This window comes from Bacillus sp. NTK074B, from assembly GCF_017303375.1.
Taxonomy (GTDB): Bacteria; Bacillota; Bacilli; order Bacillales; family Bacillaceae_B; genus Rossellomorea.
Map to the genome: position 1 here is coordinate 191,259 of NZ_JAFKOH010000006.1, position 26,098 is coordinate 217,356.

Here is a 26,098-nt window from a genome sequence, read left to right on the forward strand (position 1 = left end):
TCCTCCCATAATAAAGGTACATGCTTCTTTTAGATTACCATAATAATCCAATCAATCACATAAAAAAAGATGGAACCCATTGGATTCCACCTTTTCTTTCCTATCGATCTTTCCGTACAAGGTCCGCAAATGTCTCCCGCTCGATCACGACCCGGGACTCCCCATCCTGCACAAATACCACAGCAGGCCTTGGGATCCGGTTATAGTTACTCGCCATGGAATAGCCATAAGCACCCGTGCTGAACACAGCCAGGACATCACCGTAATTCGTCGGCGGCAGCATCAGGTCCCAGATCAGCATGTCCCCGGATTCACAGCATTTCCCGGCAATGCTCACAAGCTCCGTGCATTCCTCATTCGGACGGTTGGCAAGCACCGCATGATACTTCGCCTGATACAGTGCCGGACGGATATTATCCGTCATTCCTCCATCGATAGCCACATACGTTCGCACGTCAGGTATGATTTTCTTCGACCCCACTTTGTACAACGTTGTACCTGCCTCTGCCACCATGCTTCGGCCCGGCTCCACCCATACTTCCGGGAGTGGATATTCATTTTTGGCAAAATAGGTTTTGACACTATCCGTAATGCCCTTTACATACGTCGGAATCGGAAGTGGCTGGTCTTCTTGCGTGTAGCGGACACCGAAGCCGCCACCGATATTGAGCACCGGCATCGTCACATCGAACTCGATCCGGATTCGCTGCATGAAATCGGCAAGTACCTTAATCGCCTGATCGAACCCATCCTGTTCGAATATCTGGGAACCAATATGAGAGTGAAGTCCGAGTAATGTAAAATACGGTTTTCTCATGGCCAGTTGAATCGCTGTACTTGCCTGTCCGTTCGAAATGCTAAATCCGAATTTCGAATCTTCCTGTCCCGTTGTGATGTACTCATGGGTATGGGCTTCGATTCCCGGCGTGACCCTGATCAGGATCTGAACCTGCTGCTCATACTCCTTTGCAAGGTCATGCAATAGTTCAAGCTCGAGAAAACTGTCGACGACAAAACAGCCGATCTCAGCTTCAAGAGCCATGAGGAGCTCTTCTTCAGACTTATTGTTTCCATGAAAATGAATGCGCTCTGAAGGAAATCCTGCTTCCAGGGCCGTATATAATTCCCCACCGGACACGACGTCAAGGGAGAGGTTTTCCTGCTCTGCAATTCTCACCATCTCTTTGCAAAGAAATGCTTTACTTGCGTACGCCACCTGAAATTTCAACCCACTATCATTGAACGCATCCCGGAACAATCGGGCGTTCCCACGAATCATCCTCTCATCATAAACCATCAACGGTGTACCATATCTTTCGACCAACTCACCTGTCCCCATCCCACCGATGGTTAAATCTCCTTGAACATTCACATCAACTGTTCTCATATCCTAACTCCTTTAAACTCTCTAAAAACACAAAAAACCGCATGAAGCAGATGCTCATACGGTTACTCATCAAGGTGTTCGAACATATGATGAAGACTAATGTATTAACATCTCTTCAATAGTGCTCCACAACCTTTGCATTGTGACAGTCCAGCATTTCTTCAATGCTGGCCCAACATAAAATAGAATTGGCTATTTTCTGCTTCGGCGATCTGCCTTTCCCAACTTATCCCGGAATCCATTATTCTCAAAGAAGGTACTCTTCATTCTCGCGCCTCTATTATCAGAGAGTGACTGTTTATTTGATTGGAATTACTATATCATTATCTTAAAATGGTTGTCAATTATTTTAGGAGAAGCCCCCTGGAATTGTATCCAAGGGCTACCATCTTACTTCAATTGGATATCGAACGCCTTCATTACTATCGGCTTATCATTTCCGCTTAAAACTTCGAATGGGGCAATCAAAGAATAGTCTCCCACTCTGGTATTATGCTGTAGTTCAAATGTGGATTGATAATGGTGCGTATCTTGACCTACTACCTTCGTTTCATGACTGCGGATCATATGGTCCAACATCTCATCATACTGATTGCTCTGTTCTTTTGAGGGAATTAGTTGTACGAACTGAGCGAAATTGTTTAATATGTCTTGAGGGAATTGATCTTTCGGTAAATGATCAATGGTGAAATCGACTGTCACCTTTCCTTTATCACTTTGGATATCTTGTACTGTCATTTCATAACCAAAGCGAGGACTCTTCATTTTGAATGGAAGAGGTTTGTTCAATGATGTAAAGACATTCTTATCCACCCTCTCCATGTCTGCCTGGACGTGCAGCGAGCGTGCCTTGTCACTGAGCTTACTGGTGAATAGCTCCCGAACCGTCTTTTGCACCTTACCGTTCATCTGTTTCGTTTCCAGGGTTTCTGTTCCGGATTTTGAAAGCCTGTTCCCTAAATCATCAAATACAAGTAACTCAATTGAATCCTTCCAGGACTCCACCGTATACGTGTATTCCAGTGTCGTTGTTGCTTTCCCTTTCATGAGGGAAGTCAATTGCAGCTCATATTTCCCATCAGGTGATTGGGTTCGTGCATCTGTGTGAATCATTTCAGACGGAATCCGCTTTACCGGTACATCAAATGACCATGTACCATTCACATCCGCCATATGGGTGAACGTCAAAGGAAGAGTAAAGTCTTCCGGCAGATCTTTCCCATCCCGGTAAAATTCAATAGAGCCTACGAACTCATCTCCGTCTTTTTTAAGACCTGAACTCCCTGACCCCCATTGCTCCTGATCTTTCCCGTCAAAGAGGTGATAACTGTATTCGCTCACCGGCCGGTTTCTTTCATCCATATGTCTGTCGGAAAGGTTGTCACCCTTCGCCTTGAACGTGACACCGATGACATTCCCATCATAATAGGTGCTTGTGATCGTTACATTAACATCGTTTGAAGCAGCTGCCTGGTTGACCTCGGTAACTTTATCACTGGAATAGAGTTCTTTACCGACTCCGGATCCGACTTCTTCATAGATTTCACCCAGTACGGGAAGCATGGCCAAAGCATTATTCACAGGGGCGAAAAGAAAGCCTGAGACGAGAACCATAGAAGCAGCTGCGGTAGTGAAGGCGGCACTTACCTTGACCGTTCTTCTTCTGCCCTTTATCTTCCTCCCTTTTTGAATGCCTGTTGAAATGCACTTGTACACGTCGTCTTCCGGTACTTCGATTCTATCCATTTCTTCCTCAAACCATTTTCTGTCCATACTGATTCACTCCTTCCAACAGCTTCTTTAACTCTTTTTTCGCCCGATGAAGATACGTCTTGACCGTTCCTTCAGGTGTTTCCATCGTTTTTGAAATGGTCTTGATGGACTGCCCTTGGAAATAAAATAAGATAATGACCGTTTGGTAATGTTGGCTCAGGGAAGCCACGGCCGTAAGCAGGTCAATCCTTCCTTCGACATCCGTCTTCTCTGAAGCAATGGCGTTGTCGAAATATTCATCACCTGTAAGGACCATCCGCTTTTGTTTCTTCAGGATTCCGTATGCCGTATGTATCAGGATTTTGATGAGCCAGGTGCTGAAGTACTCTGGATTCTTCAGGCGCGAAATGGAAATGAAAGCTTTACAAACCGTTTCCTGCACCACGTCGAGTGCATCTTCTTTATTTCTTACATACAGGAATGCCGTTCGGTAAAGCTTCTCGCTTTCTGAGTGGATCAGCTTTTCGAATGCTTGTTCATTCCCTTTGATGGCTTTTTTTACGAGTTTTACATCCATTTGTTAACCTCCTGTCATTCATTAGAGCCGGATGGGGTGGGGAAAAGTTTCAAGGGATTTTTCAGGGGATGTGGAGTCAGATTTCAAAATGACATGTAAATTGACACCCAAATGGATGATAGTAGCAGGAGATTCGTATAAGATACTAGTAATGATGGTATGACATAGAAAAATCCTATTAAAAGTTAGGGGTATCCTTCTCATCCAGTCCTCAATAAAGAGGAGGAGCATCCTGTACGGGGATACTCCTCCTTTTTATTTATTTAAATACCTGCCTTCTCATCCACTGCGTTGCCGCCCATTTATCTCCAACGATAACCGGCGCGCCGCCATGAAGAGTCAAGTCGTTCAATTCCTGATTATCATAAAAATATTCAAAGTAAACAGCCATACCTTTTTGAGGTGAAACTGATAGATTCAGTTTCGGGAAATAGGTTTCGCCGCCTTCCTCTACATCGTTCAGGTACATGACGAGGGTGCTGATCCTCGGATTCTTCACCGGGCGTGCCGAAGCAGAGAAGAAATCGAAGTGAGCCTTATATTCCTGACCCGGTTTATAATTCAGGATTTGCAGCCCTTCCCCGTGCTCGACAGGTATATTCATAATCTGAGAGATCCGTCTTTCGACACGCGTCACAACGTCATGTTCGTTCTCTTCCAGAAATACTGAGCTGCTTGTTCTCAGTTCGTCCACAGAGCGGGTGTTCCCAATTTTAGAACGCTCAACCTTGTCAACGGAAAGCTGGATGAGTTCGTCACATTCTCCTTCGCTCAAGACATTGCCAAGAACGACAATCAGTGGCTCCTCCAGTTTCGCGATAATCTGAATCTCTCTGTCTTCCGTCTTGATCTTATTCCCCGTATGGTGAAAAATTGTTTGTTCTTTTAAAGTTACTTCTTTCGTATCCATTGCCAACATCATCAACCTTATATCGTATTTTAAACATTCTGAACATTTTCGTTGATGGAAGCATCAGTGATTCTTCCAATCGAAAGAAAAAACGATTGCAACAATAGGCATAACTGTATTCACTCTTGTTGGATGGTGGTCTCCTCCTGCAAGTCAAAAAGGATAGCTTTGAGCTTCTTTCTTCATTTTACACCTTGAATTTTTGTATATCTATTATTATTGTTAATTATTTTCTCAAAGAGTGATGGTAAATGAAAAAAGCCTGAAGAAAAATGGTTAGACATCACGAACCATTCTTCTTCAGACGAACATGTGAAGAGATAGAATATCAGTATATTTTATTTTTGATTTTTTAAATGATCATAGTCCGTGGCACCCGGAGGCTGTTCAACCCACCCATTCTTAATGAGTAAATTCATTCCATCTTCCGCCAATACACCTATTTCCGTCATCATCCTGAAATACACGGCGGCCATATCCCTCCGTTGACTAACAGCCAGAGCTTCACCATAATATCCAATTGCAGACGAAAGCAGCGTGACTATATGATACAGCATAAGTTTATCAGAAAATGGAGGAGCCAGAGAATCCGTCACCTCGGTTTCAAATGTTCTGGGGACACTTAGATGGTCTTCTTTTAACATGGAGGAAAGTAAATCAAAATGCTTTTGACAAACCTGCCTGCCCCTATCCATGAAATGGCGTACTTCCTTCGATCGTGATACTTGTCTGAACCCTAATTCGAGTACCATCTTGGCCATCGTTTTTTGGAGGTTAAGGTACGTTCCGCTGATCTCTACTGAATTAATGGGCCTGCGATCACCCAGCCAACCTGTTAGAAAGCTTTGTTTTTTTATAAAGTCAACCTGTTGGTGATTGTTTAATACTGGGGCTTTGCTGAGAATTCCTTTCTGTAACAGGATAGTAGTAGATTTTTTATATAAATCCATCGTTTGTGAAGTGCATTCAGTAAAATAGTCCATATAATCTTGTTTAGTAGACGTACCAAGGGCCCCAGTGTATCGGGTCATTCCATGAATAGCCATAATATTGATGTAAACAAGCATAAATGTATCTGTAAATAGTCGTGGGGCATTTACATTAACGTCCTCCTCGGTAAAACCCAAAGGGACGGGGTAATCGTCATTCTTTAAAAAGTGCTTTATACTCTTCAAATGGGACTCTGACAATTCCAATGCCAACGTTAAAACTTCCTTAATCTCTTTATCTTCCACCCAATAAAGGAAATGACGAAGGATACAGCATGATAAACTATCGTTAATGTATTGTGACCATATAACCCCATACTCAGATGCGGATGTTCTCGTCTTATGATTACCATTTCCACTTCTCATTACGTACACCGCCTATAGTAATAGTAGAAATAGTTTATCCATGCTTATTCGATTTTATTAAATCTTTAATTAAACAAATTATGTAGACATGAAAAAGCCAAGGATTTACGACCAATCCTTGGCGTCAGGAAGGCATATATATCTTACACATTTCTTGACCAATGTCCTCTGCACACTTTTGTATCCACTAATTCAAAGGTTGTTCGATAAGGTCTAAAGTCAACGTTTTTATTTACAGCGTATAACTTATAGGGTGCACATAGAAATAAAGCCAACGCTTCATTATGGACGAATCGATCCACTTCTTTCGCCCTTTCAATGAATGCACGCTGATTGGTTTCCCTTGCCATGGCTTGATATACCTTTTCAAATTCAGGGAGAACGGGGCTTGCCCGCAGTACCCCGTCTGCTCCAAGACATTCTCGGTGAAAGAAAGCTGGCGTTCCCTCATAAAAGAAGGCTGAGGGACTGCCAATGAAAAGATCCCAGTTAGGAATAAGTTTTTTTTCTGCAAGGACTCTTCTCCATCTTAGTTCGTCTCGTCCTGAAAGAATATTCAGCTTGATTGAGACACCGAAAGCCTCTTTAAGTTGGGCAGCTATCATGGTTGCAACTGATTGGTAGATTTCCGGTGTGACGATGCGTAATGGTCTTTCGTCAGGCCATTTAACCTCATTGAATAGTTGATTTGCTTTAGAAGGATTATACGAAATTGGCTTGAGCTCTTGAGGAAAGTCCACTGCCCAAGGAGGAGTAAAAGCGGGCACTGCTTCAGCATAGCCATGGAAGGCTTCCCTGATAATCTCCTCTTGGTTGATGGCATAATTAAATGCCAGGCGGAGTCTTCTATCGGAGAATCGGACATCCTCTTGAAATCGATTAAAGATTCCTGTTACGATCCTATCGCCTCCGTTGAAGACCAGTTTGGCGTACTTGGAAGATTGAACCCTGAGGGCATACTCTGGCGAAACCTCAGTGACAATATCTACTTCCCCTTCTCTATCCATACAATAATGTAACGCTTGATTTTGGGTTAGGTCATTTCTAAAGACAATCTTCTTGATTTCCGGTCTCCTCTTGTGATTCCAATAGAGCGGATTGGCTTCAAGTACAATGAAATCGGTTCGGTCTTCTTTCACTGTTAGCCAATTAGAGGTGTACGGATTTTTCTGGATGACGCTTTGGATATTTTCAATCGAGGAATATCCCTCTTTTAAAATGAAGGGTCCCGTGCCCCACGGTCCCGGTGCATCAAGTACTCACCAATGCCCTTCAGCCGTTCCAAGCTTTTTATAACCAAAACCAATGGTTTCCCAAAATGATCGGTTCGGAAAATGATATGCTCTAAGCTTGCCGAGGGCCAACCCTTCTGGAGTAGGAAAATGAAACACGACTGTGTGTGAATCTACCTTCTCTACTGTAGTCCCATCTGGGAAATTAGCCCACGTTCCAGGAGGATGAGGAGAGAGCCATGGTTTAATTTCATCAAACGCTCTTATAACATAGTCAGCGTTAAAAGGTTCGTGGTTATGAAAGAGTACACCTTCCCGCAAATGTAATTGAAGGGTCATCTCATCAAGCCAGTGGAACTTATTGGCAAGTGAGGGAGTGATTCCGCCTTCGTGATTTGCGCGCACAGCCTCCTCCATTGTGTTGAATAAAACATAAAGCCAATTGTATGCAGAATTGTCCACCACATGCAGGCAGCCAGTAGGGATTTCGGAACCCCGCTCTCCTTCTGGATTCATGTTCATATTATTCCCCTTTCTTATCTGAAAGTCCTAATCATCCCTTCATTTTATGCATCAATTCGCGGTTCATACCCCTTTTACAACAAAAAGAAAGGGCCATGCTCCTTGTCCCTTTCTTTCCCATATCGTTTTTTTCGTGAAGTCGGGAGGGAGTCACAACCATTAATCCTGCTCAAGATCCACCGTCGTCCAATCGTTTACATATTTGGTTGTACTGTAGCCTTGGATAACCAGCTGTTTCGGTACAATGTCTTCGTCGGAAGCCTGATTATAAAATTCAATCGTCTGTTTTGTATCAAAATAGCGTGGTTGTTCCTCTTGATCGAAGATAAATTCCTCTGGCTTGTGAAAGTTCCCCTCTTTGTCCATCAGCATGCCGTCTCCCCCGCTTATACCGACAGAGATATTGGCATCCGTTCTTTCATTAAAATCATAGAATCCGTACTGAATATTTTCGTATGTCCGTTCCTTGTTTATATCGTGTGTCACTTCCACATGTGCAGGATTTCCAACCTGAATTTTATCGATGGTAACGTTATTCCCTTGATACTGAAAGGTTTTAGGAATGTCGTTGACAGATCCTAGTTCGATCGTCTTCCGGTCGTCTACAGTAAGATGGACGGAGTCGAACTGAATAGTCACTTCCCCCGGATCATCAAAATAGAGAGTATCAAAGCTTGAAGTAAAGGAATCCCACTCTCGTTGCTCATATGATTCAACATACAAACTTGCACCAAAGATATTTGCTTTTTTCTTTTCTCCATCTACCTTAATGGAGTCAAAATTAATCCTATCAATCCGTTCTTTCTCCCTATCGTTTTGAAGACTATATTGCAGGACGGTTGTAGTGGGAGCGATTGTCAATTGATCCAAACGAACAGGAATCTCTCCTACTTTGACCACCTGATCCAGCTTATGGACCCGGGATTCTTTCTTTTCAAACGGAATCTCGAAGCTCCAATCCCCCTCGGCAAACTTCATCTCCATTCTGCGGTCCATACCCTCTTTGGGATCGTTCGGCACTTGCATAAGCCTTGCCACATTCAGTTTAATGGTTCCCTTGTCAACAGATACCGGCATCAGACTCATCGTTCCTCTATACACATTTTCTTCCTCATTGTGTAGGTCATTCTGATCAATTGGAGGGGAATAATAGTGTGTATTCGAATCCATATCCAAAACGTCACGCTCATTCTCGATGTAGATGCCTTCATATGCATTCATCATATACCGTTCATCTTTTTTTTCATTCTCGACTTCATAAAACACCAGCGTCTGCACCTCATCAGCCACAACACTCTTGATTGTGATCTTCACACCGTCACTCTCCGCCACCAAGTTCAATCTTTCACCCAGGCCTTCCTGGAGAAAGGTGCGTAATTGTTCATCCTCTTCCGTATATGAGTAATACAGCTTCGCAAATCCACCTGTCACAAATCCCGTGATGATAAGGAGTGCGAAAATACCTCCGAAGGAAAGCAGAAGGGATCTTCGCTTCTTCTTCCGTTTCTGTCTGCACTCCTCCCTATCTTTAAGCCTCGATCGCACTCTCTCCATAAGTTCTCCAGGAGCGTGCGCATCTTCTGCCAATCCGTTAAGTGCCAGAGTGACATCCTGGAACGAGGCAAGGTCCTCCTGACACTCCGGGCAATGATAAATATGGATTTCAAATTCGACCTTTTTAGGGCGTTCCATGGATTTCCCTAAATAATCAAGATAATCGTTCTGATAGTCGGCACAGCCTGAAAATTCCGTGCCATACCCCATTTTTCCCCTAAGTTTCCGGATGCCTGAGTATAAGCGGGATTTCACCTCATCAACGGTGATGTCAAGGATTCCGGCGGCTTCCTCCTTGGAACATCCTTTCATATACACCAATGCCACGGCCTCTTTATCTGCTCCCTGAATCTGTTGAAATATGTGAAAGGGATCACCCTCATTTGTACTTGATGAATTCTCTGTCCTCTCCAGACATTCTCCGAAAAAAATGGATGTGGTAGAGTGATCCTTCTTACTTTTTTTCTCCTTCAACATATGGATGATCGTGCGGTAGAATACATTTTCTATTTCCTTTTGATCATCAAGATACACCCGACCCAGGGCATACAAGGAATGCTTCTCTCCTTCAACACGGGTAAGAATCGTTTCCAATTCCCTGTCACTGATCCATTTTTCCGTGACGGTACTGGTTTCTACTTTTGCCATAGCTGTCTCTCCCCCTACCATTTACCTACTAGTAATTATTTCAAAATTCCCAAAAATCCACAATCCTTTTCTATTACTTTCCACGTTGTCTCTGAAATCTGATTGACGAATCTCTTCGGACTCATCTATAATTTTTTACTGAAGTGTCATTTATTAGGATGTGAAAGAGGCGTGGAAATGAAAACAAAAGACAAGTTGATGGATTACGTTCGTTTGCAATCGGATGAGATCATCCGGGAATGGTTGGATTTGCGTGAAGTTGATCCCTTTTCGATTTTCAATGTAAATGAGTCACAAGAGACAGAGGAAAAGCTGATGGAAGAGTCGGGCAGTTTCATTCTATGTATAACAGAAGCCTTGATCCAGAGTGATAAGAGGATTTCCCCAAAATTACTGGATTGGTCGGAAGCGATTGCAAAGGAACGGGTGAATGATGGAACAAGCATCGATAAAGTGCTCGATCAGTTCCAGCTGTTCAGATCCCTCTATTATCAATCTATGAAAACTTGGCTGATGGAGTATGGAGGTCTCCCCCTGAATGAACAATATGAATTGATTGGAACCTATCATTCTATCTTTGATGAAGTGATTAAAACGTTCGTCATTTCCTACAAAACCCATTATGAAAATAGGCTGAAAGACCAAATGGGATTGATCAATGAGTTAAGTTCCCCGATTATCCCGTTGTCTGAAAACATTGCGATCCTCCCCATTGTCGGGGACATTGATACAACCCGGGCCAAATATATTATGGAACATGCCCTCGCGGAATGTGTGCAAAAAGAAATCCATCATTTGGTGGTGGACCTATCAGCCGTTCCCGTCATTGACACCATGGTTGCACAGAAAATCTTCGAACTGATGAACACGCTCACATTGATCGGTGTCCATCCAGTGATCACGGGAATCCGGCCTGCCATCGCTCAAACCGCTGTTCAGCTAGGGATCCCACTCGGTACCCTAAATATCCACTCCACCCTGATTCAGGCTTTAAAGGGGCTTGGATACAGCATCAACACAAGTCAATAACCAAAAGAGGTCAGGACCCAAATTTGGATCCCGACCTCTTTCCTGTTTTATATGCGATCAATTTCACCCAGCTGTGATTGCATATCCAGCTCCACCATTTCTTGTGCTTTCGTAAAGGTAAACACCTCATTGGATACCCATTGATTGTATAATTTAGACAATGCATTCCGGTGATAGACCGTACCCTTCACCTCTGAAAAGAAGTAGATAATCAATAGATTGGTCACATCAGCCGGAAGGGATTTCTTACGCTCGATCCCTTTCAGGGAGAGGATGTCCAAACCTCTCAGGGGACTGCCGATCACGGTTTCAGCCATATGAAAGTGGTCGGCTGTCTTGCATAGTAACACGAGTTCTGGATTCAATTCTTCAAATTTCAAGTGAATTCCCCTTTAACATAGAAAGTGTACATATGTGTTACACTTCGATCTAATCTTAACTATAAGATTCCCTACTATGTAGTATAACAAAAAAGCGATTCAGGTAGACCATTCGGTGTGTTAATTTTTAGTCAACCAAAATTCCATGACTTTCTCTTGTACAGAAGGGTAAATCAGGTTCTTTACCTGTTGTTCCATCAGGTAACATTCTGTAACCCAATCAGGTAGGATGCTATTCTTCTCCTTCCATAGACGGGTTCGCTCCAATGCATCCCTTACCCGCATCTTCACCCATGTATCCGTCATCATGCTGCCTTCATACCCTGGTTCTTCCATCAATAGAGGATGGACGGATCGGCTGTAATAAGGGGTTCCACCATCCATATGGCTCATGTTCCTCACCCATATGACACTTTCATCGGGCAAAAAACCGATGTTCCGCTTCTCTGTGGTCGGCCTTGTGTATTCCTCTAAATAACAGAAACAGCCTGACCACTCCCCGTCGGCCTCATTGGGCAGGATTATTTCTGTTGTGTAAACCGGTTGATCCGTTTGAAAGAGGTTTTGCACCACGCGGTTGATAAAAAAAGGGGTTCTCTGCTCATCCATCTTCGGTGATCCACATTTAAATCCACTGTGATGATAACGGATTATTTTAACGAATTTCATGGTGCCCTCCTTTCAGGGTGAATTCCTCTAAGGGACAACCTCACCAAATTCACTCTATAATGGTGGTAATCCCCTATATAAATTGCTTATAAACTAAGAAAGGATAAAAAAGAAAGAAACGAGGGGTATATGTTAATCCCTCGTTTCTTTCCCTAACCCTTCTCGTTCAATGCACGCTCAAGTGTGGAAGTCACTGAAATATTTTCAAAAGAGATCCCCAGTTGAATCGCCGTTTGAGCAATTTCAGGACGAATCCCTGAAATCGTACTCTTCACTCCGATTAAATTCAGGCTTTCAATGATTTGAAATAACTGGTGGGCAACCATTGTGTCTACCATAATGACTCCGGAAAGATCAATGAAAAGATGGTCAACATTTTTGTCGACACACTCAGCCAGCGTATTCTCAAGAATATACCTGGCCCTTCCCGTGTCGATGTCGCCGATCAAAGGCAGGACTCCCGTTTTTTTATTCAACAAAATGACCGGAGAACTCAACTCTCTGATCATTTCCTGTTGGGCATTCAACCGTCTTTGGGAATACTCAAAATTTTCTTCAGCAAATTTTGAGATGACAAGACTGAAGGTTTTAATGATAATATTTCTTAATGACTCAATTTCATCAATTGAATATTCATTGCCATGCATATGAATAAATTCGTTTAAGATATCTAGATATTGATCCTGGGCCCTAAAAAACTCCCTCAGAATAAAATGTGTAGGGGTTTGCAAATGTTCTTCATCCCTGGCAATTTCTTCGATCCATTGTTCAAAGTTGCACAGTGCATCCTGTTCCACATCTTTAAAAAGATTACAAAACCGTTCGTGAAACGCGTGGTTTTGCTCTTTTAAAGTTTGGATTACCCTAGAATCCTTGGAAGCATAAACTCCAGTAGGATCGCTCTTATCCAATGACGCGTACCAATTCTCTGTCAACTGCCACGTCCGTTCACTCATAAACGTATAAAACTTATCCGATACTTGCATTTTTGACCTACTTTCTTTAAGACGCGATGAATAGATTTGATGACCGTTCTTGTGTAAAGAATTTAACATCTATAAAAGTAATGTACTATGTCCCCGTCATAAAAGAAAGAAAAAAGTTCAGCTGAAAGCTTTTCTAGTTCTGCTTCCATTTCATTAAGGCAAAGGACTTGCCTTTTTAGGAGTTCACTGGAAAGAAAGAATGACCTTTTACATTTTTTCTCAAAAGAAAGCCGTAATCCTTTGACGTTCCCGAGAAAATAGTTTTAACATATAACGTGAACCCGTAATAGGGATCACTTAAACAAAAACATGTAACCCATTTCATGGATGAGCGCTCAACATGAAAGAACTTTAAGAAAGAAGGCGTAACAATTATGTGCGGAATAGCAGGCTGGATAGATTGGACAAGAGACCTGACAAATGAGGGACGGACCTTGAAGAACATGACCGATGCCATTGAACACCGGGGACCGGATGCAGAAGGAAGCTGGCTTCAAGGACATGCGGCACTCGGGCACCGACGACTGATCGTCATCGACCCTGATGGCGGCAAGCAGCCTATGCTTTATCAAAATGAAAAATACACCATTGCACTAACGTATAATGGCGAGCTTTATAACTATCTGGAGCTCCGTAATGAGCTAACGGAAAAGAATCATCAATTTAGAACAAACTCTGATACAGAAGTTCTACTGCACGCATACCTTGAATGGGGTGAAGATTGTGTCCGTCATTTCAACGGCATCTTTGCCTTCGGAATCTGGGATGAGGAAAAAGAAAGGCTCATGCTTGGCCGTGATCATTTGGGGGTAAAACCTTTATTTTATACGATTAAAGGGGACCAGATACTGTTCGGCTCCGAAATTAAAGCCCTACTTTCCCACCCTGACGTTCAAGCAAAAATTGATACAGAAGGGTTATCTGAAGTATTCGGACTCGGACCGATGAAGACACCTGGAAAAGCCATTTTCAAAGATATATATGAAGTTCGCGCCGGTCATTACATGACCGTCACGAAGAATGATCGAAAGACCGTCCAATATTGGAAACTTGAAAGCAAAAAGCATACGGATGATGTCGAAACAACCGTACAAACCATTCGTGGACTGCTTGAAGATACAGTCAAGAGACAACTGATCGCAGATAAGCCCCTTGTATCCATGCTCTCTGGCGGCCTCGATTCAAGTGGACTCACGGCGATTGCAGGGAAGGAGTTCAAGGAGGAAAACAAGGTGCTTCCAACCTACTCCATCGACTTCGTGAATAATGAAGAAAGTTTCAAGGAAGATTTCCTGAGACGGGACCTTGATGAACCATGGGTGAAGCGGGTATCAGAGCATGTCGGAACGGATCATACGTCAATTGTATTTGATGCGGAGAAACTGGTAGATAACCTCCTCACACCTATGCGTGCCAGGGACATGCCGGGAGTCGGCGAAATCGAGACCTCCCTCTACCTTTTATTTAAGGAAATGAAAAAAGATGCGACCGTCGCATTATCTGGGGAATCCGCTGATGAAGTGTTCTCCGGGTATCCGTGGTTCCATCAGCAGGAGTTCCTCGATGCCGATGTGTTCCCGTGGCTCCTGAATATCGGAGGGATCGCCGGTGTCCTGAAAGAAGACTTGAAAGACAAGCTAAACATCAAGAATTACCAAAAGCAGCGCTATCAGGAAGCACTCGCAGAGCTGCCTGTATTAGAAGGCGAAAGCGATGTAGAAGCAAAACAAAGGCGGATGTCGTATATGTTCATCACCCGTTTCCTTCCATTCATGCTTGACCGCAAAGACCGGGCGAGTATGATGACAGGATTTGAAGTACGTGTACCTTTCTGTGACTACCGACTCGTCGAATATCTATGGAATATTCCGTTCGAAATGAAAAATATCGATGACATCGAAAAGGGAATCCTTCGCCGGGCATTCGAGGGATACCTTCCTGATGATGTGCGGAATAGACGGAAGAGTGCCTACCCGAGTACGAAGGATGATGCATATCTCTCAGGAGTCCAGAAGTGGATGAGTTCCATATTGGGTGATCCATCTTCCCCAATTCTTGAGTTGATCGATGTAGAGGCTGTCAGGAAGATTGCAGAAGGAGAAAGCAGCCTTCCTGATTCCAGTGCAAAAGGTTTATTGGATTATTTAATTCAAGTGAACGGCTGGTTGAAAGAGTACAGCATTAAAGTGGCGATATAATCTGGAGGAGCCATGGGGACAGGTCCCCTGGCTCCTTTTTCTGTTCATTGAAGCTGAAGATGAGTCGAATTGTACAAGTATTTATCAATTTCCGGGGAAATAGTTGTAGAAGTATGTCATTTTGTTACCTGTCAGATGAACATCAAGTTTACTTGTATCAAGATTGATTCATTCCTAAGGCTTCCCTCATTATTTTATCTTGCCTACCTCCTTTTGAAATGGAATAATATACCTATACCTATATGTACTCACAGGGAGGAATGACCTATCCGCACGGCAACGGAAATCGAACATTATTTCCACACTACTGGAATCAGCACATTCACCATAAATGAAAGCGAAGACACACTCGTATTCAGTACGAATCTTAATGGGACCTATAATCTATGGGCAATGGATCTACCACATCTGTTCCCTTATCCCTTAACGACCATCAACCAGAATAGCAACCTCATCCATATTCATCAAAATCAAATCGTAGCATCATTCGAGAAGGATGGGGATGAAAATTACCAATTGCATCATTTGCCCTTATCAGGAGGTACCCCTACCCCCTTCCATGAAGAGGAATACGGTTCAACATGTTATCATGCCTGTTTTACAGATCAGGAAATGTATTACTCTACCAATCACGAAAACCCTTTGTTGAATATCTACAAAACGGATTTACAAACGGGCCACACCTCCCTTATCCAACAAGGTAAAATAGCTCCAATTGTCGTGGCCGCTGCCTCGTCGGATGGCTCTTATGTATATACAGAAACCTACTCCAATACCCATACCACTGCCTTCTATCAGACTAGTGATACTAAAGTGGCCCTGGTACCGGATGTTAATACCGCTCATACAATCAAGGGTATTTACTTGACGAAGGAGTTTATTTATTTCACAACCAACTATGGAAGAGAATTTTCATACCTGGCTTCTTTTAACCTTTCAACCTATGACTTCCACCCGCTTTTTACATTAGATAAAGAAGAAATCACATCAATCCAGGTCCATCAACAATCGAATACGATTATCATGACGTCGGAAAAAGGCGTAAGGGATCATCTATATGTCTATGATTTGTCGACGGGTGAGGGAGAGAGAGTCGATACCCCTTGCGATGTCTTCAAAAAAATCAAGGTCACCAATAAAGGCAGCCTCTTTGTGCTGGGAATGTCAGCTGACAAAACGGATACCATTTTCAAAAGAGAAACGAACGGCTGCTGGACACAGGTGACGAATACCAAAGTACTGGGCGTGCTTGAAGGAAACATGATTAAACCTGACATCGTCCACTACGAAACCCAGGATGGCCTGGAAATCGAAGGACTGCTGTACAAACCGGAGAAAGCGAATGGAATCACCATTCTCTGGCCGCATGGGGGACCCCAGAAAGCTGAGCGTATGATCTACAGACCTGTAATTCAGTACCTCGTACAAAGCGGCTATACCCTGTTCGCCCCCAACTTCCGCGGCAGTAAATGCTACGGAGCAACGTTCGAGAAGATGGTGGAGCAAAACTGGGGGGACGGACCGCGACACGACTGTGTGGCTGGGATGGAATGGCTTATACAGGAGGGAATGGCTGAAAAGGGCAAAATCGTCGCGATGGGTGGAAGTTACGGCGGTTATATGAGTCTACTTCTCGCTGGACGACACCCTGAGTATTTCTGTGGGATTGTCGACCTATTTGGCATATCGAATCTATTAACCTTCCTGAAAAATGTTCCGGCAAGTTGGAGAACCCTTATGGATCAACTGGTGGGAAATCCCGAAACAGACTATGAGAAACTTGTAAGAGACTCACCCATTACCTATATCGACCATATGAATTCTCCGATGTTTATCATACATGGTGAGAACGATCCGAGGGTGAAGACGGAGGAGTCGGAGCGAATTGTATATGAATTAAAAAACAAAGGGGTCGCTGTTGAGTATCTCGTGTTTCATGACGAAGGTCACGGTTTTTCTAAGAAGAAGAACGAAATGGTGGCTAACAAAGAAATCCGCAGATTTTTGGATGGGCTGGTGGAGAAAAATCATGAGTACCGCCTGCAAAGATAGAAAGGTCTTTTAAAATGAGTAATATTGGCGTTTCACTTACATATATAACTTCTTCCCTCATATTCATCGCTTTTAGCTTCCCATTACTTTTAGAGAAAATCAAGATGAATACGTATTATGGTATTAGAATATCAAAATCATTCGAATCTGATGAAGCCTGGTATAAGATTAACCGGTACGGGGCCTTGCAGATAATAGTGTGGTCCGTCCCTTTATTTCTAACCGGTATCGTCTTTTTGTTCTTGCCTCCTTTTACGGAGACAACTGAGGTCATTCTGGTTTTTTTACCGTGTATGTGGCTCGTTCCACCTGTTGTACGAACTTTCTATTATGCGAAAGAACTATAATCATTGCATGTATCAAAGGAAATCCGTTCCAATCAATGCCAGATCTTCTTCCTTTTATTTTAGTACATTATTTGATTTTCTCCTTGTTCTGAAACCCGTTTCATACTTTATATTGAAGTAGAAGGTGAGAAATCACATTCATATGATTGGCGTAACGCATGTAATGCGGCGTGACAATCTCTTCCTGAAGTGTTCATATTATATGGACACTTCTTTTCATGTCCACCTTTGCGTAATCCCTCCTGGTATGGAATAATGATTACGATTTGGATGAAATAATCATCCAGAAGTTGGAGGATGAATTGTGATAGTTATCAAAAAATACAGGACACTAATATTATTGGCCTTCCTGGCAGTCTGTGTTTTCGCTTCATTATATTTCGTCAACCACAATCAACGTCTGTATGACCGGCCTATTGCAGAAGTGACGGACTCGACGATCATAGAAACAACAGATATGGAAGATACGACAGGCAATCAAGACAAGGTATACATACAACAGTTGAAAGCCGTAATGAAAAACGGCAAACATAATGGGGAGACGATCCTTTTATCGAATAAATACTCCATGTCCGGTGCCAACGATCAGCGCTATGAACCAGGGAATGAATTATTCGTCACAATCGATGCCGGGGGTAAAAAAGGTAAAGCATTGAATGGGCATATAGAGGATGTGAAGCGGGACAAATACCTTATGATCATGACCTGGGCATTCATCCTTTTCCTGTTGATTGTAGGAAAAAGACAGGGCCTGTTCTCACTGATCACCCTCGCGGTCAATGCATTGATTCTTTCTTACGCATTGGATGTTTACCTAAACTCGGAGAAAGTTGGCCTGCTGCTGGCTTGCAGCGTTGGGGTGATTGCCTTCACCCTCGTCTCCCTTCTATTTGTGAACGGATTCAATGAGAAAACGTATGCAGCGGTGGTGGCAACTCTGATCGGAACGTTCATGACGCTTCTTATCAGCTATGTTGTCATCCGTTTCACCGCTGGGGACGGACTCCGGTATGAGGAAATGCAGTACCTCACCCGCCCTTATCAACTAGTATTCATGGCGGGCATACTCGTCGGATGCCTGGGAGCGGTGATGGATGTAGCCATTACCTTATCTTCCTCGATCTTCGGACTTTACGAAAAAAATCCGGACATTTCGACAAAAGCACTGAGAACGTCAGGCTTTGACATTGGAAAGGATATCATGGGGACGATGACCAACATCCTGTTCTTCGTCTATATCAGTGGCGGCATTCCCATGCTCATCCTTTATTTTAAAAATGCCTCACCGCTCGGTTTCACCCTTTCCATGAATCTTTCCCTTGAAATGACGAGGGCCCTCACAGGAGGCATTGGGATTGTGCTGGCTATCCCAATCGGCATTTATACAGCCATTTTCTTTATTAATAGAAAGAGGGTGAAAGCATGACCGTCCAAGTATGGCTTACCATCATTCTATTCGCACTGATGGTCGCAGTCGGCGGGAAGAAAGGTGCACGTTCCTTTGTGGCCCTATTTCTGAATACTGGGGTGCTGCTGCTCACCATCATCATGATGAATGATCCGGATATGAATCCAATCATCCTGACCTTGATCGCATGTATCTTGATCAGCTGCATTTCCTTGTTTTATATCAGTGAAATCAACATTAAAACCGTTACAGCTTTCATCTCTACGATCCTGACGACCGGCGCCTTGATCTTCTTCATTTTGGAGTTGACCGATGCCGCCATGATTCAGGGTTTCAGTGAGGAAGAAACCGAAGAGATCGGCGCTTTTTCCCTGTATGTCGGAGTGGATTTCGTCAAAATCGGTGCGTCAATGATCATTATGAGTACGATCGGGGCGATCATCGATGTAACCATATCGATTTCCTCCCCCATGAGGGAAATCGCCTACCACAATCCAGATATCAGCCGGAAGGATTTATTCAAATCAGGAGTCAGCCTCGGAAGGGATATCCTGGGGACAAGCGCCAATACATTGTTCTTTGCCTTCTTCGGTGGCTACATGGGACTTCTGATCTGGTTCAAAGATCTTTCCTATTCCATCGGTGACATCGTGAACTCCAAAGTGTTCACCTCTGAAATGATCTTCATCGGCTCTGCCGGACTCGGAGTTGCCCTTGCCATCCCCGTCACCTCTGCCATCACAGCGTATTTTCTGGTTGATGCGAAACTAAGGAATCGTTCGGAGGAACGACCAACGGATTCTTGAACAGGACCAAGACTCGGTCCATTTAAAGGGACGTAATGGATTGAATAGCTTTAATAACCTTTTAACTCATCTCTTCTCACACATCCATATAATTCAAAAGAAATGGATAAACCCGATTCAGAAAAGAGTCGGGTTTATCTATTTATATATAGAAACTAAGAATTATAATCATCGTATTCGAAATAAAATGTTTGAATATTCTATAAATGGTTAGTATAATAGAAAAAAGGTCAAGGAGCTGATTTCATGAAGAAGTATTTGCTTAACTCACCACAGTCTGATGTAAATCACATGGATTCCCTATTTGCAGAAATGATATTGGACGAGGCACTGCTAACATTTCGGAAAGAGCAAATCGCGCAAGGTATTGACCAGGCATTACTCAAACGAAACAGAAAAGAATTCCTGCGGTTGACGGAGGAATTGAAGCAGATTAAGAATGTAGGATAAGAAATGGATTTCTATAAACAAGGACAATTCTTTTGCTGAAAGGCATTGGAATTGTTCTTTTTATTTTTTCAATAAAAAAATCGCATTGGGTAATTCTCTATCCAATGCGTTTGGTCTTCATAAGTCGTGCCAGATAAATGATGCCATACCATAATACCAATAAACTTAAAGAACCCCCTCTTCGATTAAGATTTCTTCAAATATCCTGACAATCTCTTGATCGTAGTGTGTCCCTGCATGTTTCTTCAGCTCTTCTATAGCATGCTTTTTACTAAATGCCTTACGATAGGCCCTATCCTCGGTCATGGCATCGAATGAGTCACTGACAGCAATGATTCGAGCCTCGAGAAGAATGTCCCCTGCTTTCAGGCCACGGGGATAACCGCTTCCGTCGAGTCGTTCATGGTGCTGTTGAATAATGGGAACCAATTCTTTATAGTACGTTTCTTGGATCATTTTCGCTCCGTCTTCGGGATGCTTTTTTATGATTGAAAACTCCTCATCTGTCAGGCGATCCGGCTTATTAAGTATTTCTTCGGGAACATGAATCTTCCCTACATCATGAAGAAGCGAAGCCATGGTAAGATTCTCCAGCTGATCTTTATTTAATTTAAGCTTTTTAGCGATTTTCACGCAGTACTTGGCAACCCTGTCACTATGCATGGAAGTATACCGATCTTTTTGTTCCACTTCTTTTACTGTTCCCATCAAGGTGGACATGTCCTTGCTTAAATGGAAGAAGGTTGGATCTGTCACGGCCCATAATAAGGTCACTTGGGTTAAGGCTGTGAAATGAATCGGTTCTACAAGACCCTGAGCGGAGAAGTAATCCTCTGGTCCAAGCCTTTTTTTCTCACCTTTTAGTTCACATTCCATATCACCAGTAAGGACGTAATAAAACTCGAACCCAGTAGGATTATCGCCCGGGTAGACATAAAATAAGCTTCCTTCATTAATAGTCTGAAGTAAAACCTCAACACCGTCACCTCGGGATAACAGGCTTAATTCAAAATTGTCAACTTCTATTTTCTCTAATGGTTTCCGGCTATTTCCTAACGTGAATCCTTTCATCAGTCTCTCCCCCATGTTTGTGATGAACTTTCAACGATGAATAAAACGAGTTCCGATGAACTCGTTTTATTCTCTTCATATTAAGTTCAGCTGTTTAATAGATGCCAACCACCCGAATCGGATCAATCCACACCCACCTGTCAGCAAAGCGGACGTATTTCCAGCTGCATTCCGCCTTGACACCTTTTTCAGCTGCCTTCGCGATCGTTTCTTGTGACATCTTGAAGGTTTCGTCATATACTTTGTTGACGATTCCATCTAAATCTTCTTTATATTTGTGAGAGACTCCACTCATCTTATCAGATCGTTTGTTTAGTTTTTCTTGTAATTCATCCAATTTCTTGTCTACTTTTTCCTTCTCTTTATCATTGATTGAATTCATTTCCTCAAAGGTTAGTGCCCCAATCTCCTCCTGGATCAATGTGATCTCTTGATTGATTTCTGCCTGTTTTTCAGCGATTCTATTTTCCAACTCCACTAATTTTTCACGGAACTTTTCTCGTTTCTTTTCGTCATGTTCTGCTTTCATCTCTTCTAACTTCTTTTCCTTTTCCCCTTTTAGTTTGACGATTTCTTTTCCTTCTTCCACTTCACGAACTTCATTCAGAAAAGACTCATTTAATTTATCTGCCTCCTCCACCGCTTTACTCACTTTTACATCAATTTCTTGATTGGTTTTCTCGATGGATTCAAGAACCTTATCATAGTCACCTTCGCTGGAAGCCGCCATTACACTGTTTCCAAAACTAAAGTATACCACTACCATCAATATGAACATCATTGCCTTTTTCATATGTATTCCTCCCATTCGTTACCCAAGGTTTTTCGACATCATCCATCAATCTATAAGACTAGTATAAAAGTCCCTGTCACAAATATCAACCATTTTTTTCTGAATAATCTGTCTTATTTTGTCGTAACCAAGCCATATATGCCCCCCTCCCAAGTCCATTGCCACTGGATTGATAAAACCTTTTTCGTAATATGTACTACACTGTTTCACAATACCCCAAAAGACCTACTGACTAACCCTTCTTTTTGACTTTTCACCAATATAAAAGATGCCTACTCAAGTGAGCAGGCATCTATTCGTTTCTTAAGACACATAATCAATCGTTGCTTCTCCAATTTCTGCTTCTCTTCCGAACAAGCGTGAATATACTCCTGATCTGTTCTGTAACAAATCCATATGTTTCCCTTGCTCTACAATCCGCCCATCCTCCAGTACGACAATCTGATCTGCAGAAAGGACCGTTGATAGACGATGAGACACGATGATGATCGTTTGGTTCTTCCCTGCCCGAAGGACGGCCTCATTGATTTTCGTTTCCGTGATGGGATCAAGGGCCGAGCTCGCTTCATCCAGGATCAAAATCGGGGCATCCTTTAACAGCGCCCTCGCCAGGGACAGACGCTGCTTCTGTCCTCCTGAAAGCAGGCTACCCCTTTCACCGACCGGGGTGTTGAGCCCTTCAGGTAACGTGTCAATGAGTTCAGTGAGTCCACTGTCCCCTAATGCTTTCAGAAGTTCTTCATCCGTTGCATCCCGCTTTCCGACCCGCAGGTTGTCAGCGAGTGTTCCGCTCCGGAGCATGACGTCCTGGGTCACAATGGCCATTTGTGAACGTAGCCATGCCGTATCCCATTCACGGATATCCCGGCCATCCACTTCAATCCGTCCGACTCCCGTATCGTAAAGCTTGAATAACAGATCGACAATCGTGGATTTCCCGGATCCACTCGGTCCGACCAGTGCCCACTTCTCTCCGGCACCCACTGTAAAGGACACACCTTTTAACACATTTTCTTCTTTCCCCGGGTAAGCGAACGCTACATCCTGGAGTCGGATGCTTCCACTTGCCCGTTCACCCCGCATGCCTTCAGACACCTCTGCTTCAGACACTTCTTCTGAGAGCAAAGCTTCAGAGCGATCCAGGGCAGGCCCTGTTCTTCTCACGGACAACCAGTTCCTGAGAAGGCGCTGCATTTCATTTGCCGCAATCGTCACAAGACCTCCTGCCGTCAACATCTGCCCACTGGTCAAGCCTTGATTCCAGATTAATAACGTACTGATTAAATAGACTAGTCCAAGGGCAAATCCGTTATAGCTGGCGATCACTACCACCGACTGCATCCTTGCTTTCAATTCTTTGACCGAATGCTTTACGAAGCTGTCCCGGATAGAGATGACGCTGTCCACTTCACTGTCAGACACCCCCATTACCCGCGACAGATGAATGCCTGTCACCGATTCTCTCAACCTTTCAAGATATCTTGATGCTTCTTGACGGGCATCCGCTGAAGCCAACCGGGTCCTTGCTCCTACCATATTAGAAGTCCAATAGAAAATCACACCGAGGACGACGCTAGTAATCATCAGGTAAGGATGAATCCATAACAGCACCAGACTGTATATGAATACTCCCTGCACGCTTGCCATGAAGGTCGAGCCTTCCCAGGCAAGGAAATTATGAAGGGTATCCGGATCATCGGACACCCTGGCGAGCATCTCCCCTGTGGAATTGTGATGATAAAACGAATAGGGAACAACCTGCAAATGACGGAACAGACGCAGCTTCTGCCAGTTCGTCACGGTCTTCGCAGTCTGATGACAGAAGTATTCGTCGATGACCATCATGACCAAATCAATCACCGCTGATAAAATCAGAAGCCACATCAGTCCCCATAGCCAATTGTAGTTCTCGTTAGGGATGATCGTATCCACGAGCCAGCTGAGGGCGAGTGTCGGAATCAGCGCTGAGAACACTTGGCTTACGGCAATGACGACGGAGTCTGCGATGACCCATTTCTTGTATGGACGAAGAAAACTCAGCACCCTTCTTCCGTCACTATTTTTACTTTTCGAGGCCGTCATCCGATCATCTCCTTTTCAAGCTCGCTGTACTGAGCTCTGTATAATTCATAATACTTGCCATGCAACAGAAGCAGCTCTTCATGGGTTCCTTTTTCAGCTACAGCCCCTCCATCCAGGAGAATGATCACATCGGCATTTCTTACCGTTACAAGACGGTGGGCGATGGTGATGGTTGTTCGGCCCGGGATCAGCTTTTCTAAAGAAGCCTGCACCCTTTCTTCCGTTTCCCCGTCCAGGGAAGAAGTTGCTTCATCGAAGATCAATACAGGCGGCTGTCTCAGGATCGCACGGGCAAGGGCAACGCGTTGCCGCTGACCGCCAGATAGCTTTAATCCCCTCTCCCCTACGATCGTTTCGTACCCCTCATCCAGGGAATCAATCAGCTCTTTCAATCCCGCTGCTTCAACAGCTTGATTTAATTCTTCTGTTGTCGCATCGGACTTTCCGTACAACAGATTCTGACGCAACGTGCTATTTAACAGAAACGTTTCCTGAGACACGACCCCCACCTGCTGACGGAAGCTGTTCCTGTTATAATCAAACAGATTCTTATCATCAATTAAAACAGAGCCTTGCTGGGGTTCATACAATCCGAGTAAAAGCTGGACAAGGGTACTCTTCCCACCTCCACTCGTCCCGACAATCCCGATGTGATTCCCCTGGTCAAGAGATAAGGAAACTCCTTTCAGGACCTGCTTATCACTCCCGGGATAGGAAAACCACAGATTCTCTATGTCAATCTTTCCTTTTACCTTACCAAAAGAAGGAAGCTCATACTCATGTTCTTCCGGCAGATCGAAATATTCATAAATCCGCTGCAGGGCGGGAACCGCCTGTTGAATTGTCAAGGCATGCTCTGCCATGGACCTCACCGGCAAAAACATGATCGGGATAAAGCTCAGGCAGGCAACGAGCGTCCCAACTGTGATGGATCCGTCCCAGATCGCCCATCCACCAACGAGCATCACCACACCGGGTGCTGCGATATTAAAGAGATTTCCGAGGCGCCAGTTCACCTTTCCGATGAGGGCAGCCCGGATCGAGAATTGCTTCCAATCTGAAAGCTTCTTCTCCTGGGTACCGACTTCCACATCCTGTGTCTGGTAGGTCCTGACCAACCTGACACTTTCAATGCTTTCCTGTAAGTGCTGATACATATCCGCACTCATTTCCCGCTGGACGGCGCTCATCTTCCGCATCTTTTTGCCAAGGGTAAAGGAAGGTACAATGTAAATGGCAAACACGGCGAACATCACGATGGCAGCCGGCCAGAATAAAACAAACACTGTGGAAAAGGCAGCAATCGCCCCCACCACCTGCTGCAGAATACGTGGAACCACCGTATTATTCAGGTTTTGGATCGACTCCACATCATGGGTCAGACGGAAGAGCATATCCCCCCTCGGAGTCTTCGAGAAGAACGACATCGGTGTCCGGTGAAGCTTGCGAAATGCCCGGATCTGCATATCTGTAATGACATCAAGACCGATCTTCACCTGTACATATTCCTGCATCGTCTCGAACAGGGATTTTCCCAGGTACGCACCGAGAACCCCGCCTACGACCCACACTAAGAAATTCAAATCCCCGCCGACAATGACGTCATCAACCAGCCTCTTGACAAGTATCGATGGCACGATGGTAAAAAGACCGCCTATAACGGAAAACAGGAGTGCCACCAAGAGCTTTTTCCAATAAGGTTTAAAATGGTTTAAAGTAGTTTTTAATAAGTTCATGTTCAACCCCCTCACAAAATTCTATTTTATACCAATCAATGAAAATATTCACTATAATTTGAATGAATGAAATAGTCGTAATACTATCAGTATATTCATCTTCTCAGACCACATCTTCAGCCATTTGGATAGAAAGATTCTACGACTTTTGAACGAAAAAAAAGATGATCCCGCTATTGATGTGGGATCATCT

The 26,098-nt window shown here is 43.7% G+C and carries 22 protein-coding genes and 1 riboswitch; of the genes, 7 read left to right on the top strand and 15 right to left on the bottom strand.

Annotation, left to right across the window (positions count from 1 at the left end; all coding sequences use genetic code 11):
- Positions 1-100 precede the first annotated feature (100 nt).
- The 8 genes from lysA to JI667_RS12155 all read right to left on the bottom strand — a co-directional run bounded on the left by lysA (position 101) and on the right by JI667_RS12155 (position 9,898).
- Positions 101-1,387 carry a diaminopimelate decarboxylase gene (gene lysA / locus JI667_RS12120; RefSeq protein WP_206853894.1) on the bottom strand — a complete coding sequence of 429 codons (1,287 nt, stop codon included), beginning with the start codon at positions 1,385-1,387 and terminating at the stop codon, positions 101-103.
- A gap of 111 nt (positions 1,388-1,498) precedes the next feature.
- A riboswitch (Lysine riboswitch) is annotated at positions 1,499-1,675 on the bottom strand.
- A 102-nt stretch (positions 1,676-1,777) separates the two neighbouring features.
- On the bottom strand, positions 1,778-3,160 hold the full coding sequence (locus JI667_RS12125; protein WP_206853897.1) for a DUF4179 domain-containing protein: 1,383 nt from the start codon (positions 3,158-3,160) through the stop codon (positions 1,778-1,780).
- Positions 3,141-3,677, bottom strand: a complete 537-nt coding sequence (locus JI667_RS12130) for a sigma-70 family RNA polymerase sigma factor (protein WP_206853900.1) — start codon at positions 3,675-3,677, stop codon at positions 3,141-3,143. The genes JI667_RS12125 and JI667_RS12130 overlap by 20 nt, the downstream gene beginning before the upstream one ends.
- 259 nt (positions 3,678-3,936) lie before the next feature.
- Complete coding sequence (locus JI667_RS12135) at positions 3,937-4,587, bottom strand: 2OG-Fe(II) oxygenase (protein ID WP_414635235.1); 651 nt, start codon at positions 4,585-4,587, stop codon at positions 3,937-3,939.
- Positions 4,588-4,925: 338 nt separating this feature from the next.
- A complete protein-coding gene (locus JI667_RS12140; protein ID WP_206853903.1) occupies positions 4,926-5,942 on the bottom strand; it encodes a DUF3231 family protein in 1,017 nt (338 codons plus the stop codon).
- Positions 5,943-6,085: 143 nt separating this feature from the next.
- A complete protein-coding gene (locus JI667_RS12145) occupies positions 6,086-7,081 on the bottom strand; it encodes an ABC transporter substrate-binding protein (RefSeq protein WP_368077903.1) in 996 nt (331 codons plus the stop codon).
- Positions 7,082-7,201: 120 nt separating this feature from the next.
- Entirely contained in the window at positions 7,202-7,690 is a 489-nt protein-coding gene (locus JI667_RS12150; RefSeq protein WP_206853906.1) for an ABC transporter substrate-binding protein, read from the bottom strand.
- 165 nt (positions 7,691-7,855) lie between these two features.
- Complete coding sequence (locus tag JI667_RS12155) at positions 7,856-9,898, bottom strand: DUF4179 domain-containing protein (RefSeq protein WP_206853909.1); 2,043 nt, start codon at positions 9,896-9,898, stop codon at positions 7,856-7,858.
- Between the two features lie 177 nt (positions 9,899-10,075).
- On the opposite strand from JI667_RS12155, the gene JI667_RS12160 reads away from it, so the two are divergent.
- Positions 10,076-10,927 (top strand): STAS domain-containing protein, encoded by an 852-nt coding sequence (locus JI667_RS12160; protein WP_206853912.1) that lies wholly within the window; start codon positions 10,076-10,078, stop codon positions 10,925-10,927.
- 47 nt (positions 10,928-10,974) lie between these two features.
- Here JI667_RS12160 and JI667_RS12165 read toward each other — a convergent pair whose 3' ends face one another.
- The 3 genes from JI667_RS12165 to JI667_RS12175 all read right to left on the bottom strand — a co-directional run bounded on the left by JI667_RS12165 (position 10,975) and on the right by JI667_RS12175 (position 12,962).
- Positions 10,975-11,307, bottom strand: coding sequence for a hypothetical protein (locus tag JI667_RS12165; RefSeq protein ID WP_206853915.1), 333 nt, complete (start codon positions 11,305-11,307; stop codon positions 10,975-10,977).
- A 120-nt stretch (positions 11,308-11,427) separates the two neighbouring features.
- A complete protein-coding gene (locus tag JI667_RS12170) occupies positions 11,428-11,976 on the bottom strand; it encodes a hypothetical protein (RefSeq protein WP_206853917.1) in 549 nt (182 codons plus the stop codon).
- A gap of 152 nt (positions 11,977-12,128) precedes the next feature.
- Positions 12,129-12,962: an STAS domain-containing protein gene (locus JI667_RS12175; RefSeq protein ID WP_206853920.1), complete on the bottom strand. Its 834-nt coding sequence runs from the start codon at positions 12,960-12,962 to the stop codon at positions 12,129-12,131.
- 374 nt (positions 12,963-13,336) lie between these two features.
- On the opposite strand from JI667_RS12175, the gene asnB reads away from it, so the two are divergent.
- From asnB to JI667_RS12205, 6 genes are all read left to right on the top strand, one after another.
- The gene (gene asnB / locus JI667_RS12180) at positions 13,337-15,160 is read left to right on the top strand and encodes an asparagine synthase (glutamine-hydrolyzing) (protein ID WP_206853938.1); all 1,824 of its coding nucleotides are present in this window, start codon (positions 13,337-13,339) and stop codon (positions 15,158-15,160) included.
- 393 nt (positions 15,161-15,553) lie between these two features.
- On the top strand, positions 15,554-17,212 hold the full coding sequence (locus tag JI667_RS12185; protein ID WP_206853941.1) for an alpha/beta hydrolase family protein: 1,659 nt from the start codon (positions 15,554-15,556) through the stop codon (positions 17,210-17,212).
- A 104-nt stretch (positions 17,213-17,316) separates the two neighbouring features.
- Complete coding sequence (locus JI667_RS23160) at positions 17,317-17,559, top strand: SdpI family protein (RefSeq protein ID WP_206853944.1); 243 nt, start codon at positions 17,317-17,319, stop codon at positions 17,557-17,559.
- Between the two features lie 304 nt (positions 17,560-17,863).
- On the top strand, positions 17,864-18,985 hold the full coding sequence (locus JI667_RS12195; protein WP_368077904.1) for a YibE/F family protein: 1,122 nt from the start codon (positions 17,864-17,866) through the stop codon (positions 18,983-18,985).
- Positions 18,982-19,773, top strand: a complete 792-nt coding sequence (locus JI667_RS12200) for a YibE/F family protein (RefSeq protein ID WP_206853947.1) — start codon at positions 18,982-18,984, stop codon at positions 19,771-19,773. The genes JI667_RS12195 and JI667_RS12200 overlap by 4 nt, the downstream gene beginning before the upstream one ends.
- Positions 19,774-20,019: 246 nt before the next feature.
- Positions 20,020-20,223, top strand: coding sequence for an IDEAL domain-containing protein (locus JI667_RS12205; protein WP_206853950.1), 204 nt, complete (start codon positions 20,020-20,022; stop codon positions 20,221-20,223).
- 165 nt (positions 20,224-20,388) lie between these two features.
- On the opposite strand, the gene JI667_RS12210 is transcribed toward JI667_RS12205, so the two are convergent.
- The 4 genes from JI667_RS12210 to JI667_RS12225 all read right to left on the bottom strand — a co-directional run bounded on the left by JI667_RS12210 (position 20,389) and on the right by JI667_RS12225 (position 25,905).
- A complete protein-coding gene (locus JI667_RS12210) occupies positions 20,389-21,294 on the bottom strand; it encodes an HD domain-containing phosphohydrolase (RefSeq protein WP_206853952.1) in 906 nt (301 codons plus the stop codon).
- A 94-nt stretch (positions 21,295-21,388) separates the two neighbouring features.
- Entirely contained in the window at positions 21,389-22,087 is a 699-nt protein-coding gene (locus tag JI667_RS12215) for a hypothetical protein (RefSeq protein WP_206853955.1), read from the bottom strand.
- 303 nt (positions 22,088-22,390) lie between these two features.
- Positions 22,391-24,169 (bottom strand): ABC transporter ATP-binding protein, encoded by a 1,779-nt coding sequence (locus tag JI667_RS12220; protein WP_206853958.1) that lies wholly within the window; start codon positions 24,167-24,169, stop codon positions 22,391-22,393.
- Entirely contained in the window at positions 24,166-25,905 is a 1,740-nt protein-coding gene (locus JI667_RS12225; RefSeq protein WP_206853961.1) for an ABC transporter ATP-binding protein, read from the bottom strand. Before JI667_RS12225 ends, JI667_RS12220 begins: the two co-directional genes overlap by 4 nt.
- Positions 25,906-26,098: the final 193 nt, after the last annotated feature.

Bases quoted from the DNA above. Each gene is read 5' to 3' on its own strand.
- lysA (WP_206853894.1), bottom strand. From the start codon at position 1,387: ATGAGAACAGTTGATGTGAATGTTCAAGGAGATTTAACCATCGGTGGG.
- JI667_RS12125 (WP_206853897.1), bottom strand. From the start codon at position 3,160: ATGGACAGAAAATGGTTTGAGGAAGAAATGGATAGAATCGAAGTACCG.
- JI667_RS12130 (WP_206853900.1), bottom strand. From the start codon at position 3,677: ATGGATGTAAAACTCGTAAAAAAAGCCATCAAAGGGAATGAACAAGCA.
- JI667_RS12135 (WP_414635235.1), bottom strand. From the start codon at position 4,587: ATGGATACGAAAGAAGTAACTTTAAAAGAACAAACAATTTTTCACCAT.
- JI667_RS12140 (WP_206853903.1), bottom strand. From the start codon at position 5,942: ATGAGAAGTGGAAATGGTAATCATAAGACGAGAACATCCGCATCTGAG.
- JI667_RS12150 (WP_206853906.1), bottom strand. From the start codon at position 7,690: ATGAATCCAGAAGGAGAGCGGGGTTCCGAAATCCCTACTGGCTGCCTG.
- JI667_RS12155 (WP_206853909.1), bottom strand. From the start codon at position 9,898: ATGGCAAAAGTAGAAACCAGTACCGTCACGGAAAAATGGATCAGTGAC.
- JI667_RS12160 (WP_206853912.1), top strand. From the start codon at position 10,076: ATGAAAACAAAAGACAAGTTGATGGATTACGTTCGTTTGCAATCGGAT.
- JI667_RS12170 (WP_206853917.1), bottom strand. From the start codon at position 11,976: ATGAAATTCGTTAAAATAATCCGTTATCATCACAGTGGATTTAAATGT.
- JI667_RS12175 (WP_206853920.1), bottom strand. From the start codon at position 12,962: ATGCAAGTATCGGATAAGTTTTATACGTTTATGAGTGAACGGACGTGG.
- asnB (WP_206853938.1), top strand. From the start codon at position 13,337: ATGTGCGGAATAGCAGGCTGGATAGATTGGACAAGAGACCTGACAAAT.
- JI667_RS12185 (WP_206853941.1), top strand. From the start codon at position 15,554: ATGGATCTACCACATCTGTTCCCTTATCCCTTAACGACCATCAACCAG.
- JI667_RS23160 (WP_206853944.1), top strand. From the start codon at position 17,317: ATGAATACGTATTATGGTATTAGAATATCAAAATCATTCGAATCTGAT.
- JI667_RS12200 (WP_206853947.1), top strand. From the start codon at position 18,982: ATGACCGTCCAAGTATGGCTTACCATCATTCTATTCGCACTGATGGTC.
- JI667_RS12205 (WP_206853950.1), top strand. From the start codon at position 20,020: ATGAAGAAGTATTTGCTTAACTCACCACAGTCTGATGTAAATCACATG.
- JI667_RS12210 (WP_206853952.1), bottom strand. From the start codon at position 21,294: ATGAAAGGATTCACGTTAGGAAATAGCCGGAAACCATTAGAGAAAATA.
- JI667_RS12215 (WP_206853955.1), bottom strand. From the start codon at position 22,087: ATGAAAAAGGCAATGATGTTCATATTGATGGTAGTGGTATACTTTAGT.
- JI667_RS12220 (WP_206853958.1), bottom strand. From the start codon at position 24,169: ATGACGGCCTCGAAAAGTAAAAATAGTGACGGAAGAAGGGTGCTGAGT.
- JI667_RS12225 (WP_206853961.1), bottom strand. From the start codon at position 25,905: ATGAACTTATTAAAAACTACTTTAAACCATTTTAAACCTTATTGGAAA.